Origin of the sequence: Nonomuraea sp. B19D2 (assembly GCF_040137845.1) — a bacterium.
Classification (GTDB): domain Bacteria; phylum Actinomycetota; class Actinomycetes; order Streptosporangiales; family Streptosporangiaceae; genus Nonomuraea.
Genome location: NZ_JBEFAK010000050.1, coordinates 1 through 16916, shown reverse-complemented (window position 1 = coordinate 16916; position 16916 = coordinate 1). Strand labels below are relative to the sequence as shown.

Annotated in this window: 11 protein-coding genes; 5 read left to right on the top strand and 6 right to left on the bottom strand. The window is 70.1% G+C overall.

Annotated features, from left to right (window positions below):
- Positions 1-250 precede the first annotated feature (250 nt).
- From ABN273_RS49160 to ABN273_RS49150, 3 genes are read left to right on the top strand one after another with little or no spacing between them, the layout of a single operon-like run.
- Positions 251-2104, top strand: a complete 1854-nt coding sequence (locus ABN273_RS49160; protein WP_349456614.1) for a RiPP maturation radical SAM C-methyltransferase — start codon at positions 251-253, stop codon at positions 2102-2104.
- The gene (locus ABN273_RS49155) at positions 2101-3348 is read left to right on the top strand and encodes an MFS transporter (protein ID WP_349456551.1); all 1248 of its coding nucleotides are present in this window, start codon (positions 2101-2103) and stop codon (positions 3346-3348) included. The genes ABN273_RS49160 and ABN273_RS49155 overlap by 4 nt, the downstream gene beginning before the upstream one ends.
- Positions 3349-3379: 31 nt before the next feature.
- Positions 3380-3928, top strand: a complete 549-nt coding sequence (locus ABN273_RS49150; RefSeq protein ID WP_349456550.1) for a DUF5825 family protein — start codon at positions 3380-3382, stop codon at positions 3926-3928.
- Between the two features lie 18 nt (positions 3929-3946).
- Here ABN273_RS49150 and ABN273_RS49145 read toward each other — a convergent pair whose 3' ends face one another.
- The 6 genes from ABN273_RS49145 to ABN273_RS49120 are packed head-to-tail and all read right to left on the bottom strand — an operon-like array spanning position 3947 to position 11355.
- The gene (locus ABN273_RS49145; RefSeq protein WP_349456548.1) at positions 3947-5644 is read right to left on the bottom strand and encodes an ABC transporter ATP-binding protein; all 1698 of its coding nucleotides are present in this window, start codon (positions 5642-5644) and stop codon (positions 3947-3949) included.
- Between the two features lies 1 nt (position 5645).
- Complete coding sequence (locus ABN273_RS49140) at positions 5646-7442, bottom strand: ABC transporter ATP-binding protein (RefSeq protein ID WP_349456547.1); 1797 nt, start codon at positions 7440-7442, stop codon at positions 5646-5648.
- A gap of 46 nt (positions 7443-7488) precedes the next feature.
- Positions 7489-8262 (bottom strand): ABC transporter ATP-binding protein, encoded by a 774-nt coding sequence (locus ABN273_RS49135; protein ID WP_349456546.1) that lies wholly within the window; start codon positions 8260-8262, stop codon positions 7489-7491.
- Positions 8259-9308, bottom strand: coding sequence for a FecCD family ABC transporter permease (locus ABN273_RS49130; RefSeq protein ID WP_349456545.1), 1050 nt, complete (start codon positions 9306-9308; stop codon positions 8259-8261). The genes ABN273_RS49135 and ABN273_RS49130 overlap by 4 nt, the downstream gene beginning before the upstream one ends.
- Before the next feature lie 2 nt (positions 9309-9310).
- Positions 9311-10339 carry a FecCD family ABC transporter permease gene (locus ABN273_RS49125; protein WP_349456544.1) on the bottom strand — a complete coding sequence of 343 codons (1029 nt, stop codon included), beginning with the start codon at positions 10337-10339 and terminating at the stop codon, positions 9311-9313.
- Positions 10339-11355, bottom strand: coding sequence for an ABC transporter substrate-binding protein (locus ABN273_RS49120; RefSeq protein WP_349456543.1), 1017 nt, complete (start codon positions 11353-11355; stop codon positions 10339-10341). The genes ABN273_RS49125 and ABN273_RS49120 overlap by 1 nt, the downstream gene beginning before the upstream one ends.
- Before the next feature lie 366 nt (positions 11356-11721).
- Here ABN273_RS49120 and ABN273_RS49115 point away from each other — a divergent pair, with 366 nt between their 5' ends.
- Together ABN273_RS49115 and ABN273_RS49110 are read left to right on the top strand one after the other, a co-directional pair.
- Positions 11722-13503: a putative Ig domain-containing protein gene (locus ABN273_RS49115; protein WP_349456542.1), complete on the top strand. Its 1782-nt coding sequence runs from the start codon at positions 11722-11724 to the stop codon at positions 13501-13503.
- Positions 13504-13519: 16 nt separating this feature from the next.
- On the top strand, positions 13520-16870 hold the full coding sequence (locus ABN273_RS49110) for a putative Ig domain-containing protein (protein WP_349456541.1): 3351 nt from the start codon (positions 13520-13522) through the stop codon (positions 16868-16870).
- Positions 16871-16916: the final 46 nt, after the last annotated feature.

Sequence of the window (16916 nt, the reverse complement as noted above, 5' to 3'; positions counted from 1 at the left end):
GACAGTTAGCATGACGCTGATCAAGTGTCAGGGGACACTCGATTCCTGACACGATTTTGCTCACCATGGAGGCCGTCATGAGCAATTTCGAATTCGCCGACATCGTCATCGTGGCCCAGGAAACCGACGAGACCGTGGCCCCGCACGGCATTCTGTGCCAGGGCTGATTCCCGGCGGTAGCGGGGAATGACATCGGGCCCAGGGTGTACATATAGACAGCGGGAAGAACGTGAAGGCACTGCTCATCGTTATGCCCTGGGCCTCACTGCATCGGCCGGCACTCGGTGCGGGAATTCTTGCCCAGGTCGGTCGCGACATCCCGGACTGCCGGACATCGCAGTTGTATGCGAATCTGGAGTGGGCTGACTTCCTGCAGGAGGAGTCCGGCGGCGCCATCAGCCCGGTCGACTACAACAACGTTGCCGACCGGTATTTCGCGGGCGCGGGTGAATGGGTCTTCGCGAGCGCGCTCTACCAGCAGCCCCGCTGGCGAGAGCGGGAGTTCAGGGACCACCTCGCTGATGAGGAAGGTCTGGACGCCGACCTGTTATGCACGATGCAGCAGCTCGCACCCCGTTTCATCCAGCGGCTCTGCGATCGGCTGGTCGCCGAATCGTATGACCTGGTGGGATTCAGCACCACCTTTATGCAGAACGTGCCCTCACTCGCCCTTGCCCGGGCGCTCAAGTCGGCGCGGCCGGACACCACGATCGTCTTCGGCGGCGGAAACTGCGACGGAATCCAGGGCGCCGCTCTGCACCGGAACTTCCCGTTCGTCGACCTCGTCGCCAGGGGCGAGTCGGACCATATATTCGGGCAGCTCGTGGCGGCGGTGCGGAGTGCGGACAGCAACCTCCTCCGGCGAATTCCCGGACTCTGCTGGCGAGCTTCTGACGGCCGTTCGATCGCTAATCCGAGCATGGCCGCACCGCTGCTGATGAAATCGGTCCGGCGACCCTGCTACGACGAATACTTCGACACCCTGGTAAAGACCGGTCTGGACGCCTGGGTGGAGCCTGAGCTGGTGCTGGAGGCGTCCCGCGGATGCTGGTGGGGGGAGAAGCACCATTGCACGTTCTGCGGGCTCAACGGATCGGCCATGAAGTTCCGGAGCAAGGCGCAGGGCGATTTCGTCGACGAAGTGCACGAGGCGGTCCTGAAATACCGTGTCCTGGACATCTCGCTGGCCGACAACATCCTGGACATGAAGTATTTCGACGAGTTCCTGCCGCGCCTGGCGGAGCTCGACTGGGACGTGCGCATCCACTGCGAGGTGAAGGCCAATCTCACGCTCGACCAGGTCAGGGCCCTGCGCCGGGCCGGTGTGGTCAACATCCAGCCCGGCATCGAGAGCCTGAGCACCCGCACGCTCAAGCTCATGGACAAGGGCGTGACCGGCGTGCAGAACGTGCGCCTGCTGCGCGACTGCCAGCAGGAGGGCGTCACCGTGGACTGGAACTGGCTCTGCGGTTTCCCCGGCGAGGACGAGGACGAGTACGACGCGATCATCGGCCAGCTCCCCGCCCTGGTGCACCTCCAGCCACCGTCCGGCGTGTCCAGGGTGGCGCTCGAGCGGTTCAGCCCCTACTTCGAACGCCCGGAGCTGGGGTTCGAGAACGCTGGGCCGGCGCGCGTCTTCCAGTTCGTGTACGACCTGCCGCAGTCCGAGCTGGAGCAGCTCGTCTACCTCTTCGACAGTCCGCGGCAGGGTGTCGGCGAGGAAACGGAGTCGCGGCTACAGGACGCGATCGCGCTCTGGAGACGGAGGTTCGGCCGCGGCACGCTCAGCTTTTCCAAGAGCGACGGGCAGCTCACCGTCCACGACCGCCGCGCGGGCTGGCCGGTCCGAGACCACCTGCTTGAGCCCGGAGGGCGGGCCGAGGCATACCTGGCGTTGGGCAGAGGCCGTACGCCGAAGTCGTTGGAGACGTTCCTGCGCGACACCCACGGCATCACTCCTGGGTACGGCCGGATCGCTACATGGCTCGACGAGTTCACCGCCCACGGTCTGGTGTTCGCGGAGGCTGGGCGGTACATCGCGCTCGCGGTCGACGAAAGCCTTGCCACGGGGACCACACAGGCGGCGGCCACCGTCGAGGCATGATGACACCGCTCCCCGCGCCCTCGGCGCCGAGCAAGACCTCGATCTTCAAGAACCGGAACTTCCGCAAGGTCTTCGCGGCCGGCGCGGTCAGCACCCTCGGCACGCAGTTGAGCGCCCTGGCCATCCCCCTGACCGCGGTCGGCGCGCTGAACGCCACCCCGGGCCAGATCGGCCTCCTGGGCGCGTTGAGCATGATCTCGTTCCTGCTGTTCGGCCTGCCCGCCGGTGTCCTCGTCGACCGCGCGTCACGCCGCCGGATCATGATCGCCGCCGATTTCGGCAGAGTGCTCGTGCTGGCTTCCATTCCCGTCGCGTCGCTGCTGGGCGCGCTGACGCTCCCGCAGCTGTACGTGGTCGCCTTCGTCACGGGCACGTTGACCCTGCTGTTCACTGTCGCGTCACAGAGTTTCCTGCCCTCCATCGTCCCACCGGAGCGGCTCGCCGAGGCCAACGCGAATCTCGCCTCCTTCAGGGAGGGCAACGCCATCGCCGGACCGGTGCTCGCCGGGCTCCTCATCCAGCTCGTCACGGCCCCGCTGGTCATCCTCCTGGACGTATTGAGCTACCTCTGGTCCGGTGTGGTCATCTTCAGCATCAGGCGCGTGCCCGAGCCCGTCGCCGCCAAGCAGTCCATGGCCCGCAGCATCCTGGACGGCGTACGGTACGTCTTCGCACACGAGCTGCTGCGCCCGATCGCAGCGGCCGGCGCGCTCAGCAATCTGGCCGCGCTCGTGACGCTGACGATGATGCCGATCTACTACGAGCGTGTGCTGGGGCTGCCGACCGGGATGTTGGGCCTGTTCATGGGCGGTGGCGGGGTCGGCTTGTTGCTGGGGGCCTACACCGGGCGGTGGCTCGCCCGATGGATCGGCGAGGGGCGGGTGCTGTGGGTCTTCGGGATGGCCATCGTCCCATTCGCATTCCTCGTGCCCGGGGCGGCGCCCGGCGCTTGGCAGTGGATCGCGACGGGAGCCTGGCTGGTGGTGTGCTATCAGAGCGGCATGACCAACGTCCTGTTGATCAGCTTCCGGCAGCGCATCACCCCAGGGGAGATGCTTGGCCGGATGAATGCGGTCATGCGCTTCACGCTGACTGGAGCGTCGGCGCTCGGAGCGGCGCTGGGAGGCGCGATCGGGGAATTCGCCGGCGTGCGGAGCGCCCTTTACGTCGGTGTCGCGGTGACCGGCCTGGTCTGGATCCCCTACTTCTTTTCCCCCATGCGTCACCTGCGCAGGCTGCCCTGAACCTGAGCCGCGAACGAATCGGAGCCGCACCATGAGCTACCCGAGCCGAGCCGACCTCACGGCGCTCTCCACGCGTGACGTCGTCGATATTCCCGGGACGATACGTCTCGATCCCGGCTCTCCCCAGGAATACCTGGAGGCGATCCGGTTCCTCAGGGACTGCGCGGCATGCGGGGTCACTGTCCACTGGACGGGAGAGTGCCCTACCCCTGCCGTCGCTGACGCGCTCACCCATCTGCCGCCTCCGCAGGCTCCCCTCGCGGCGGGGCTGCACGAGCAACTGCGCCACTGGCGGGCGGCGTACCGGCGGGGCGCGTTCTACCTGCGCAGGGGGCCTGGCTTCCGGATCGTTCACGACCGCCGGCCACTGCATGCCAAGCCGCTGCGAATGATCGTCGGCGACGACCGCCTGATCGACGCCATGGAGGCCGGCGACGAGGTGATCCGCATCGAGGACCATCCGGTCCCGCCGGCCATCCGGCACCTGGTCAAGGCCGGGCTCATGCTGGCCGCAGGCGACTATGCCCTGACCCTGCCCTATCGGCTCACCGCGTGGCCGATCCCCGCATACAGCGTGTAGGACCGGCGCTCGTCCAGGTCACCGGGCCACGGCCAGACGGTACTCCTCGTCGGTGGTGAGGAGGTTCCGGTGCGTGTCCTCCGCGGCGATGACGCCGTCGTCCAGGACGAGGACCCGGTCGGCGGCGTCCAGGAGGGCCGGGCTGCTGGTGATCACGATGGTGGTGCGGCCCCGGCGCAGCTCGGCGATGTTGCGCGCGATGAGCTGCTCGGTGACCGCGTCGACCGCTGTCGTCGGGTTGTGCAGGACGAGGACGTCGGTGTCGGCGGCGAGGGCGCGGGCCAGAGACAGCCGTTGGCGCTGCCCGCCGGAGAGGTTCGCGCCGCGGTCGCGGACGCCGTAGTCGAGTCCTTCGCGGTGGAGGGCGACGACGTCGGTGAGCATCGACGCCTCGACGGCCTCGGGGACCATCCGGCTGGTGCCGGACGGGTCGATGTTCGTGCGGAGGGTGCCCGCGAAGATCTCCCCGTCGTACGGGTTCACCAGCATGTGCTCGCGGACCGCCTCGATCGACAGGTCCGCCGTCTCCTGGCCGCTGACCCGTACCACACCCTCATACGCGCTGGGCGGGACGTTCAAGGCCAGGACCGATGCCAGGTCGGCCGCCGCGCGCGGCTGGTAGGCGGCGATCGCCACGAACTCGCCGGCGGACACCTGGAACTTCAGCTTGCGCAGGGACCCGTACCGGACGCAGTCGACCTCGAGGTCGCCGCCCGCGGACGGGCGGTCCCGCCCCGGGGTCATCACCGGCGGCGCGGCCAGCACCAGGGCCATCCGCTCGGCCGACGCGCGCGCGATCATCACGTACTTCGGCATCTCCGAGAACAGCTTGAGCGGTTCCATGATGAACTGCGCCAGTCCCACGGCCATGACGAGCTGCCCGATGGTGATCCGGCCCTGGAACGCGAGCCACCCCGCCGTCAGGGTCACGGCGGCGGCGAGTATCGCGTTGAGGGCCAGCGCGGCGCCCGCGTAAGCGCCGTTCACCCTGGCGACGGTGATCGCCTGGTGCTTCGCCTCCGTGCTGACCTTCCGGTAGGACAGGAACGCCGCGTCGTTGCCGCCGAAGCCGTGCAGCGGGCGCAGGCCGGTGATCAGGTCGGCGACCTTCGCGCCCGCCCGTGCCACCCGGGCCTGCTGTTCGCGGGTGCTGACGCCGATCCGCCTGGACATCACGCTCAGGATCGACAGGATCGCGACGGTTCCCACGATCACCAGCAGGCCGAGATGGATGCTGGCCATGCCCAGGGCCACCGCCGTGATCAGCACCGCGACCAGCGAGCTGATCAGCAGCGGCGCCACCTCGATGATGTCGGCGGTCTGGTCGGCGTCCTCCGTGGCGATGGTCAGCACCTCGCCGGACTTGAGATCGACGTCCCTGGCCACCGGCTGAAGCCCGCAGGCCGCGACCTGTACCCGCCAGCGGTGTGCCTCGGTCGTGTTGGCCTTCTGCAGGATGCGCATCCCGAACCGCCACGACAGCGACACGGTCGTGATGATCACGGCCAGCGCGGCTATCGACAGGGCGAGCGAGCCGAGGCTTCGCTCCCGCATCGTGTGCTCGACGATCAGGCCGAGCGCGATGGGGAAGGCGGTCTCACCCGCCTGGTACATGCCCATGAGGACGGTGCCCCAGGTCATGGCGCCGATGTTGCGACGCAGCGTGGTCCAGAGGATGCCCGACCCCGTGCGGGGCCGCGGTCCGATCAGCCGCAACTCAACTACCCTCTCGCCAAGCCCGCCAGAGTCGCGCGTACCGGCCGCCCAGGGCCAGCAACTCCTCGTGAGTCCCCTGCTCGACCACGCGTCCCGAGTCCAGCACGGCGATCCGGTCCGCCGCCATCGCCTGGGTCAGCCGGTGCGCCACGAACAACGTGGTGCGGCCCCGGCACGCGGCCAGCACGGCCCGCTCCAGTTCGGCGGCGCCCTCGCTGCCCGCCTCCGCGGTCGACTCGTCGAGCACGACCACCGGCGACCGGCCCAGCACCAGCCGGGCCAGGGCGATCTGGGCGACCTTGGTGACGTCCAGGCGCTCGCCGCCCTCGCCGACCATGGTGTTCAGCCCATCGGGCAGCGCGTCGGCCCACCCGTCGGCGCCGACCGTGTGCAAGGCGTCCATCAGTTCGGCGTCGGTCGCGTCCGGCGCGGCCAGCCGCAGGTCGTCGGCGAGCGGACCGGAGAACATGTGCGTCTCCTGCGTCAGGATGCTCACCAGGGCCCGCGCCCCGGCCTCGTCCAGGTCCGCGAGGTCGGTCGACCCGATGCGCACCGATCCGGCCTGCGGGGTGCCGATGCCCGCGATCAGCGCGGCCAGGGTGGTCTTGCCCGCGCCCGTCGCGCCCACCAGCGCGAGCGAGCCGCCGGCCGGGATCGCCAGGTCGACGTCCAGGAGCACCGGCTCCTCGGAATCGGGGTAGCTGAACGTCAGTCCCTCGACTGTCACCGGGTACGGGGCGACGTCCGCGGACGCGGCGGCGGCACTGCCCACCAGCCGGTCCCGAGCGTCCACTGGGGCCTCGCCCAGCACCCCGACCAGCCGGGTCAGGCTCGCGCCCGACTTCTGCGCCTCGTCGAAGGTGAACAGGATGGCGCCCAGCGGGTTGAACAGCCGGTGGAACACCAGCGGGGCCGCCGACACCTCGCCCAGGCTGGCGGCATCGGCCTCCAACAGGGCGTACCCCACGACGACGATCAGGACCAGCCCGATGAACTCGGCGCGGTTCTCCCTGCCGACGAACCGGCCGAAGAGCCGGAACACCTCGATGCCGAGATCGCGCACCCGCCACGACTCACTGGCGACCTTCTCGCGGAAGGCGTGCTCAAGGCGGTACGCCCGGACCGTGTCGATCCCGTTCAGGCCACTGATCAACGCCTGCGCACGGTCGGCCTGGGCCGCCCGCTGCTTCCGGTAGAGCGGTGCGGACCGGGGCAGATACCAGCGCAGGGCCAGCGCGTACGCGGGCAGCGCGCCGGCGCCCGCCAGGCCGAGCCGCCAGTCCAGTCCGAACATGCCGGCCGTGGCGATGACGACCAGCACTCCCGCCGAGAACACCGTGGGGATGGCCGTGCGGATGCCCTTGGACAGCACGGCCACGTCGTCGCCGACCCTGGACAGCACGTCCCCCCGGCCGACCTGCTCGATCCGCGCGCTCGGCATTCCCAGCACCGCCCGGACGGCGCCCTCCCGCAGCCGCGCGAGCAGGTCCGCGCCCAGCCGTCCGATCAGGTACGTCGACGCCGCGCTGGCCGCCGTGCCGAGCAGCGCGGCGGCCACCATCAGCGCGCCGATCGTGACCAGGATCGACGGCGGCTCGCCGTTGATCACCCCGTCGACCACCCGGCCGAGCAGGAGCATCGGCAGCACCGCAAGCGCCGCTCCGGCCACCGTGGTGAGCACGGTGGCGACCGTCAGCCATGGCACTTCGCGGCAATGCGCCGCGACCCAACGGGTGGCCTCGCGTCCGGTCGAGGTGCGCAGGGTGGCCGGGGCGACGCGGGTGTCGGTGGCGCTCACATCCGGGCCAGGACCGCGCGGCCCGCCCATGGCAGCCGTGGCGCCATCAGGAAGGCACCACCATCGGCGTGCCGGCGACCGGGTCGGGGACCACGACGCAGTTGAGGCCGAAGACCTTCTCGACCAGCTCGGCGGTGATCACCGCGGTCGGCTCGCCCTCGGCGACGATGGCGCCCTCCGCCATCGCGATGACGTGGTCGCAGAAGCGGCAGGCGAGGTTGAGGTCGTGCAGGACGACCACGATGGTCTTGCCGGACTCCGCGTTCAGCTTCCGCAGCAGCCGCAGCAACTCCACCTGGTGATTGATGTCCAGGTAGGTAGTGGGCTCGTCGAGGAGCAGCAGATCGGTGTCCTGGGCGAGCGCCATCGCCACCCAGACGCGCTGCCGCTGGCCGCCGGAGAGCTGCCGGATCGGGCGGTTGACCAGGTCGGCGGTGCCGGTGGCGTCGAGGGCGCGGGTGACCGCGTCGTCGTCGTGCTCGGTCCAGCGGCGGAACCACCCTTGGTGCGGGTAGCGGCCGCGGGCGACCAGGTCGGCGACGGTGATGCCGTCGGGCGCGAGGGGGGTCTGCGGCAGCAGCCCGAGTGTCTTGGCCACCTCGTGGGTGCTCATCTCGGTCAGTGCCTTGCCGTCGAGGTACACGGCGCCGTGGCGGGGCTTGAGCAGCCGGGCCAGGCCGCGCAGCAGCGTGGATTTGCCGCACGCGTTGGCGCCCACGATCGCCGTGACCTTGCCGTCCGGGACCTGGACGTCGAGGTTGGTCACGATCGCCTGGTCGTCGTAGCCGAGGGTCACGCCCTCGGCGCGTAGTCGGGTCATCCACCCGCTCCTTGCCGGTTGGTGGTGGCCAGCAGCCACAGCAGGTAGGGCGCGCCGACCGCGCCGGTCACGACGCCGGTGGGCAGCGGCGTCGGCAACAGGTGGACGGCGATGAGGTCGGCGGTGAGCAGCAGCGCGGCGCCGGCCAGCGCGGCCGGGATGATCCCGCCCGTGGCGGGGCCGAGCAGCCGGTTGGCGATCGGTCCTGCGACGAGTGCGACGAACACGATGGGGCCGGCCACGGCGACGGCCAGGGCCGTCAGCACCACCGCGGTGGCGAGGAGGCCGGCGCGACCGAGTTCGGTGCGGATGCCCAGCGCCCGTGCCGTGTCGTCGCCGAGTTCGAGCGCCCGCAGCTGCCGCTGCAGCAGGACCGCGGTGGGCAGGAGGAGCACCAGCGCGCCGAGGAGGAGCCGCAGTTCGGCGGCGTTGGCCTGCCCGACGGAGCCGGTCAGCCAATGCATCGCCTGCCGGGCCTCGGACAGCCGGGCCCGGGTCAGCATGTAGCCGATCAGGCCGTCGAAGAAGAGCACGGCGCCGATGCCGATGAGGATGAACCGGTAGCCGGCGACGCCGTCGCGCCAGGCGAGCACGTACATCAGCAGGGCGGCGGCGACGGCCCCGGCGAGGGCGAGCGCGCTCACGGCCAGCCCGCTGACCTGCAGCAGCACGATCCCGGTGACGGCGGCGAGCCCGGCACCGGAGTTGATGCCGACGAAATCGGGGGACGCGAGAGGGTTGCGCAGCAGCTGCTGGAAGATCGTCCCGGCGGCGCCGAGGGCGAGACCGACGGCCAGCGCGGACGTCGCGGTGGGCAGCCGCAGCTCCCGGACGACGAAGTCGACGCTGGGGTCGTCGCGCAGTTGGAGCACCGAGGCGATGACCTCGCCCGCGCTGAGCCGGAAGCTGCCCACCATCATGGTGAGCACGAACAGCGTGCTGACGGCCAGGGCCAGCGAGCTCGTCACCACAAGCGAACGGGTGGCCCGGCGACGTCGGGTGGTGCGGAACGCACCGGCGGTCGCCGCGGTCGTGGTGGCTGTCATGGTCACACCTCCGACAGCCGGCCGTAGCGGACGATGCCGACGAACGCCGGCGCCCCGAGCACCCCGAGGACCACACCGACCTGCAGCTCGTCGGGTGCGGCCACCACTCGGCCGAGCACGTCGGCCAGCAGCAGCACGATGGGGGCCAGCAGCATGGAGTACGGCAGGATCCACCGGTAGTCCGGGCCGCAGATGAACCGCGCGATGTGCGGTACGACCAGCCCGACGAAGACGATCGGTCCGCAGGCGGCCGTGGCCGCGCCGGCGAGCACCGCGACCACGCCGAACGCCAGCACGCGGGTCCGGGTGACCCGCTGGCCGAGGCCGCGGGCCATGTCCTCGCCGAGCGCGAGCCCGTTGAGCGCCCGCCCGAAACCCAGCGAGGCGACCAGCCCGAGGATGAGGAACGGCGCGACCCCGGTCAGGATCGGGGCGTACCGTCCGGCCAGCGATCCCACCTGCCAGAACCGCAGCTCGTTGAGCGCGTCCACATTGGTCATCAGGATCCCGGTGGTCACCGAGACCAGTCCTGCGGTGATGGCCGCGCCGGCCAGGGCCAGCTTGACCGGGGTGGCGCCCTCCCGGCCGAGCGACGCGATCGCGTACACCAGCGCCAGGGCTCCGATCGCCCCGGCGAAGGCGAACCAGATATAGGCACCCGCGCCGCGCACGCCGAGCACGGTGATGGCGAAGACCACGAAGACGGCCGCGCCGGAGTTGATGCCCATGATGCCCGCGTCGGCCAGCGGGTTGCGGGTGACGCCTTGCAGGATGGCGCCGGCCACGCCGAGGGCGGCGCCCACCAGGATGCCGAGCAGCGTGCGGGGCACGCGCAGCTCCAGCGTCACCGTGCTGTTGATCGACCCGTCGGTGTCCAGGCTGCCCAAGGCGCGCAGCACCTCGGGCAGGCCGATCGAGCGCGAGCCCAGGGTGACGCTGAGAAAGGCGACCAGGGCCAGTAACAGGCACAGCACGGCGATCCCCGGCCCGAGGGCCGAGGCTCTGCGCGCGAGGTGTGTCGAGCTGGTCATCAGCTGCCGAGGTTCGGGTCCGCGGCCTTGATCGCCACCGTCAGCTTGTCCAGCTCGGTGGCGAAGTGGCCGTACGTGTGCAGCCAGTAGGCCGGCCACGACACGACCGCCTCCGCCTTGGCCGCCTTGATCTTGAACCAGGTGGGCTGCTTCTTGCCCCACTCGGCATTGGAGGTGGGCTTGTAGCTACGGCCGTCCCACAGGATCAGGTCGGGCTGGTACTTGTCGGCGTTCTCCCAGCTCAGGTTCTCCCAGTACGGGAAGCCGGGGTCGGGGCTGTCCGGGTTGATCACCTTCAGCCCCCAGCGCTGGAAGTCCAGCAGTTCGGGCGCGTACTCGGGGTTGGCCACGTACACCTTGTCGTCCGCGGGCAACATCGCGGCCGCCGTGAGGCCCGGCTTGGCCGCGACCGCCTCCTTGAACTTGGCGAGCGCCTCGTCGAAGCGCTTCTTGTTCGCGGCGATCTGCGGGGAGTCGACGTCGGCTCCCAGGCTCCTGGCGAGGTCCTCATACCCCTTGGCCAGGTCGACGATCGACTTGCCCTGGGAGACACCCACCACCGGGGCCAGCTCGGTGAGCTTCTTGCTCTTCTCGTCGACGCCTTCCTCCAGGCCGGAGTGCGCCTTCTCCGCCGGCCACCAGTCGCCGACGATCAGGTCCGGCCGCAGGGCCGCGGCCTTCTCCACGTCGATCTTGCCCCACTCCTGGCCGAGGATCTCGATGCCGGTCAGGTCGAGATCTTTCAGGTTCGCGTCGGTCTTGACCGACTCGTCGGCGTAGATGCCGACCGGCTTGATGCCGAAGGACATCAACGCGGCCGCCTCGCCCGCGTGCGCGATGATCCGCGTCGGGGTCTTGTCCGCTTTGACGACCTTGCCGGACCCGTCGGTGAACGACCAGGGGCCGGAGGGTGCGGCGGAGGCTGCCGTGGTAGTGCCGGATTTGCCTGCTGAGCCGCAACCGGCGAGCACGACGCTCAGGGCGGTGAGTACCAGGACTGGACGCCATGCGCGCATGGTGGAGCTTCCATTCTCGTGTTGGGTGGGGCCACCAAAAAGGTCAACAGTTAGGCAAGGCTAACCATAGTTTCGGCTTTTGGCTAGAACAGCGTGATCAAGCCCACTGGGTCCGAGACGCGACGGCATAGACAACGGTTTCGGGAACGGACGGGCGGTCGCGAAGTCGTGCGGGCTCCCCTTCGTTGCCGGGCTCCGCGCACAGGCCCGGAACTCGCCTGGTGAGAAAGTTTCGGCCAAGCGGTTCCCTTCGTAAGACATCCGCGATATACCTACACACGATCTAGACAACGGTTTCTACGCCACCGGGCTCCGCCTCCTGATCCCAGTACCAACCCGAGCCCCTCACCCCGAAGGAACCCCCCAATGACCGACCCCCACGGCATCGGGCTCACCCGGCGCACCTTCATCCAGGCCGCGGGCGCAACCGCCGCCGCGTACTCCCTGATCAGCACGATGACCGGCACCGCGAGTGCGGACGACAGGTCCGAGGCGGCCGACCGGCTCGTGGTGTACCCCGTCCCTGCCGGAGTCCCGACCAACGGGAGTTTCTCCGTCAAAGCGCGTACTCCGAACGGTCAGTGGCAACCGGTACCTGTCCTCCGAGGCCTGACGAAGACCATCAACGAGAAGACGGGCTCCGGCATCGTCCGGAACACCTCGGTCGCCACCTTCGACTTCAACGGCACCGTGGAGGTCGAGGTCACCTCGTCCAAGGGCGCCATCGGCTCCGCGCGGATACGGCCGCTGTCGTACGGCATCCAGCACGAAGTGGCCGGCGACACCGTGCGCTTCACCCTCAGCGAGCCGCGCAACCTCTCCATCGAGATCAACGGCGACATCTTCGACAACCTGCAGCTGCACGCCAACCCGATCGAGGCGCAGCGGCCCGAGCCCGGCGACCCCGATGTCATCTACTTCGGCCCCGGTCTCCACACCGTCACGGACAACGTGGTGAAGGTGCCCAGCGGCAAGACGGTGTACCTGGCCGGCGGCGCGGTGCTGAAGGCCCGGGTGGAGTTCAACAAGGTCGAGAACGCCCGGCTGCTCGGCCGGGGCATCCTGTGGAACGCGGACGGCGGCGTCTTGGCGGCGTTCTCGAAGAACATCGAGATCGACGGCATCATGGTGCTCAATCCGCGTAGCGGCTACGCCTGCACTGTCGGCCAGTCCAAGCAGGTCACCGTGCGCAACCTGCACTCCTACAGCCACGGCCAGTGGGGTGACGGCATCGACGTGTTCAGCAGCGAGGACGTCCTGATCGACGGCGTCTTCATGCGGAACAGCGACGACTGCATCGCCCTCTACGCCCATCGCTGGGACTACTACGGCGACACTCGCAACGTCACCGTACGCAACTCCGTCCTGTGGGCCGACGTCGCGCACCCCGTGAACATGGGCACCCACGGCAACCCGGAGAAGCCCGAGGTCATCGAGAACGTGGTGTTCAGCAACATCGACGTGCTCGACCACCGTGAGCCGCAGATCCTCTACCAGGGTTGCTTCGCTCTGAACCCCGGAGACAGCAACCTCATCCGCAACGTCCGCATCCAGGACGTGCGGGTGGAGGACTTCCGCTGGGGCCAGCTGATCAACATGCGGGTCATGGCCAACCGGTACAACGCCACGCCCGGCCGCGGCATCGAGGACGTGTACGTGCGCAACCTCAAGTACGACGGCACGCACGCCAACATGTCGCTCATCGTCGGCTACGACGCGGACCGCCCCGTCAAGAACGTCACCTTCCAGAACCTGGCGATCAACGGCACGGTCATCGCCGACACGATGAAGAAGCCCGGCTGGTATCTGACTCAGGACACAGTGCCGATGTTCGTCAACGAGCACGTGAAGGGCCTCCGCTTCCTGGACTCCGCCGCGGCCGCGGCCACCGTCGCGCCGGAGATCACCAGTGCGGGCGAGGCCACGGCCACCGCGCGCCAGATCTTCAACCATCTGATCAGCGCCACCGCGCTGCCGACGTCGTTCGATGCCGAGAGCCTGCCGAATGGCCTCACCGTCGACAAGAACACCGGTCTGATCTCCGGGACCCCGCAGGTCCCCGGTACGTACACGGTCACCGTCTCGGCCACGAACAGTGTGGGCACGGCGACGAAGTCGCTCACCCTCACCGTGTCGCACCCCGCCTGAGCAAGAAGGAGTTGCTGTGCTTCCCCTCAGCCGACGGTCGTTCCTCGGTGCGGCGGGGCTCGCGGCCGTGGCAGGAAGCGGGCTGCTGTCCGCATCCGCCACGCCCGCGTGGGCCCTGGACACGGGCGAGGTGTTGGCCTTCGCGCATCCCGGTCTGCTCCACTCCCGCGCGGATCTGGACCGGATGAGGTCCGCGGTCGCGGCCGGACGCGATCCGATCGCCTCCGGCTTCGCCGCGATGGCCGCTCACGCCCGCTCCCAGTACACCTACGCCGTCCAGAACACCGGACAGATCACGACCTGGGGCCGCGGTCCGACCAACTTCGCGAACCAGGCCGCCGCCGACGCGGCCGCCGCGTACCAGAACGCCCTGATGTGGGCGATCACCGGCGATGTACGCCACGCCGACAAGGCCCGCGACATCCTCGACGCCTGGGCTGCCTCGCTCACCGGCATCACCGGCGCAGACGGGCAGCTCGGCGCCGGACTCCAGGGCTTCAAGCTGGTCAACGCCGCCGAGATCCTCCGGCACAGTGGCTACGACGGCTGGCCCGAGGCGTCGGTGCGGCGCTGCGTCCGTTCCTTCACCGACGTCTGGTACCCGGCGGTGTCCGGCTACTGCCTGTACGCCAACGGCAACTGGGACCTCGCCGCGCTCCGCACGATCCTCGCCATCGCGGTGTTCTGCGACGACCGGGTGATGTTCGAGGACGCCCTGCGGTTCGCGACGGCCGGGGCCGGCAACGGCTCCGTGCTCCACCGCATCGTCACCGCCGCCGGCCAGGGCCAGGAGTCCGGCCGCGACCAGCCTCACGAGCAGCTCGCGGTCGGCCTGCTCGCGGACGCGGCCCAGGTCGCCTGGCAGCAGGGCGTGGACCTCTTCGGCTTCGCCGGCGACCGGATCCTCGCCAACTTCGAGTATTTCGCCCGCTACAACCTCGGCGACGACTCCGTGCCGTTCACCGCCGACCTCGACCGTACCGGCAAATACATCAAGACGGCCGTCTCCAACCGGCAGCGCGGAGTGTTCCGGCCCCTGTGGGAGATGGCGTACGCCCATTACGTGGGACGCCTCGGCAAGTCCGCCCCCTACACCGAGAAAGTGATCTTCCGGGGTACGGGCGGGACACGCGTGGTCGAGGGCTACGACGACGACCACCCGTCGTGGGGCACCCTCACCTTCGCCGGTACGGAGCGCGGCTCCGGCGTGCCGGCGGGGACGCCCACCGCTCCCGCCGGTGTGACGGCGGCGTCCGGGGAAGCGGGCATCGACCTGACGTGGCCGGCGGTCGTCGGCGCTCGGACCTACGCGGTGTGGCGGAAGGAGCCGGGCGCCGACGCGTACACGCTGCTCGTGGACGGGCTCACCGGGACCTCGTACACGGACCGCGCCACGGCCGCCGGCCGTGCGTACGCGTACACGGTCGCGGCGGCGGGCGGCCAAGGCGCCGGTCCCCGGTCGCTGCCGGTTGTGGCCGCCCATGGACTGCCCGCTCCGTGGCGTACCGGCGACATCGGCGAGGTACGGCCGAAGGGCTCGACCGGGTACGACGGTGAGCGCATCACCATGGAGGCGGGCGGCACCGGAATCGCCGGGGACGCCGACTCCTTCCGCTTCGCCTGGTTGCCGCTGCCGGGCGACGGCGCCGTCACGGCCCGGATCGTGTACCCGCTCAGCTCGCAGTACTCCCAGGTGGGCGTCATGGTGCGCGGCTCGCTGGAAGCGGCCGCCCCGCACGCGGCGATGCTACTGCAGGGCCTGCCGCTGCACGCCTGGAGCGGGGTGTGGACGGTACGGGCCAAGCCCGCCGGCGCCACGCGCGGCACCGGCTCCACACCCGTGCCGCCGTCGCAGCGCCCGTCGATCACTGTCAACGCCGCCTTCCCGATCTCCGAGCTGGGGCCGCTGCCCGAGTCGGCGACGCCGTTGGAATGCCCGTACGTGGAGGCCGCGGGCGACGGCTACCGGCTGCGGAGGCCCTACTGGGTGCGGATCACCCGCAAGGGAGCGCTCCTCACGGGAGAGATCTCGCCGGACGGACACGAGTGGACGAAGGTGGGGTCGGACGAACTGCCGCTGGGCGAGCACGCCCTGGTGGGGCTCGCCTTCACCTCGTGCCTGGGGGTCGCGGAGGACTACGCGGAGGCCGGTACGGCGTGCTTCGACGACGTCACGGTGGAGGCCCGCGGCACCAGCTGGTCGGTCTCGGAGCCGCAGAGCGGCGTGAGCGAGGTACGGGCGGTGGGGGACGACTCCGCGGTCCGGCTCGAGTGGCGGGATGACGACCTGTCCGGGCGGTACACGGTGTGGCGCGGGGACACCGAGCGCGGCCCGTACCGGGTGCTGGCCACCGGCGTCGCGCCGGTCGGCTTCGGGACCCGGACCCGGTTCAGGGACGCCACCGGCGTGCCAGGGAACACCTACCACTACGTCGTCGCGCGCGCGAACGCGGCAGGAACGGGGCCGCGTTCGCGCCCGGTGAGCGGCCAGATGCCCCAGCCGTCCGGGCCGCCCGCGCTGTCCGTGCCGACGACCGCGTACGGCAACGCCGCACGGCCGTTCCGCCTCGTCGTGCGCGCGACGGGCGATCCCGTACGGTTCACTGCGACGGGCCTGCCCGACGGGCTGAGCCTCGATCCCCGAACCGGTCTCCTGTCCGGGACCCCGGCCACGGCGGGGGAATACTCCATCCGGCTGACGGCGGAGAACGCGAAAGGCTCGGGCACGGCGGCACTCGCGCTGACCGTGGCCGCCGCCCCGCCCGACCCCTGGGCGTACCGCGACCTCGGCGACGTGGCCTATGACGAGCGGCTCCTCGGCACATACGGCGTGGTGATCGTCCGCACACCCGGGATCACCCACCACGACAACGGGGCCTTCACCGTGCGCGGCGCGGGCGCCGACCTCAACGTCAACGGGCAGGGCGCGAGCGCCCAGCTCGCGTACGTGCCACTCACCGGGGACGCGGAGGTCACGGCCCGCCTGACCCGGCCGACCGGAGCGCCCGGGCGCGTCGGGGTGGTGATGGCGAAGTCCCTCAACCCGTTCGACCTGATGGCCGGCACGGCGGTGACCGCCGGAGGGAGCGGCGTGTGCCAGTTGATCCGGCGGGCCAAGGTGGCAGGCAGCGCGCCGGCGGTGAACGGCCCCTCGTTCTCCGGGGCGCCGCTGTGGCTGCGGCTGCGGCGCTCCGGCCTGGTCTTCACCGCCTCCGTGTCGGGCGACGGCGAGACCTGGACCACAGTGGGGCAGGACACCCTGGCGGGCTTCGGTGACGCCCCGTACTACGCGGGCCTCGCCGTGACGTCCGGGAGCCAGGACGTCCTGGCCACCGCCGTGTTCGACCAGGTCACATGGCGTACGTGAGCTGAGTGGCGCCGCGCCCTGGGGGCGGCGCCACTCAGCTCACGTA

What these genes read in the sequence shown, in the direction of transcription:
- ABN273_RS49160 (WP_349456614.1), top strand. Translation starts at nt 251, where the DNA reads ATGCCCTGGGCCTCACTGCATCGGCCGGCACTCGGTGCGGGAATTCTT.
- ABN273_RS49155 (WP_349456551.1), top strand. Translation starts at nt 2,101, where the DNA reads ATGATGACACCGCTCCCCGCGCCCTCGGCGCCGAGCAAGACCTCGATC.
- ABN273_RS49150 (WP_349456550.1), top strand. Translation starts at nt 3,380, where the DNA reads ATGAGCTACCCGAGCCGAGCCGACCTCACGGCGCTCTCCACGCGTGAC.
- ABN273_RS49135 (WP_349456546.1), bottom strand. Translation starts at nt 8,262, where the DNA reads ATGACCCGACTACGCGCCGAGGGCGTGACCCTCGGCTACGACGACCAG.
- ABN273_RS49130 (WP_349456545.1), bottom strand. Translation starts at nt 9,308, where the DNA reads ATGACAGCCACCACGACCGCGGCGACCGCCGGTGCGTTCCGCACCACC.
- ABN273_RS49125 (WP_349456544.1), bottom strand. Translation starts at nt 10,339, where the DNA reads ATGACCAGCTCGACACACCTCGCGCGCAGAGCCTCGGCCCTCGGGCCG.
- ABN273_RS49120 (WP_349456543.1), bottom strand. Translation starts at nt 11,355, where the DNA reads ATGCGCGCATGGCGTCCAGTCCTGGTACTCACCGCCCTGAGCGTCGTG.
- ABN273_RS49115 (WP_349456542.1), top strand. Translation starts at nt 11,722, where the DNA reads ATGACCGACCCCCACGGCATCGGGCTCACCCGGCGCACCTTCATCCAG.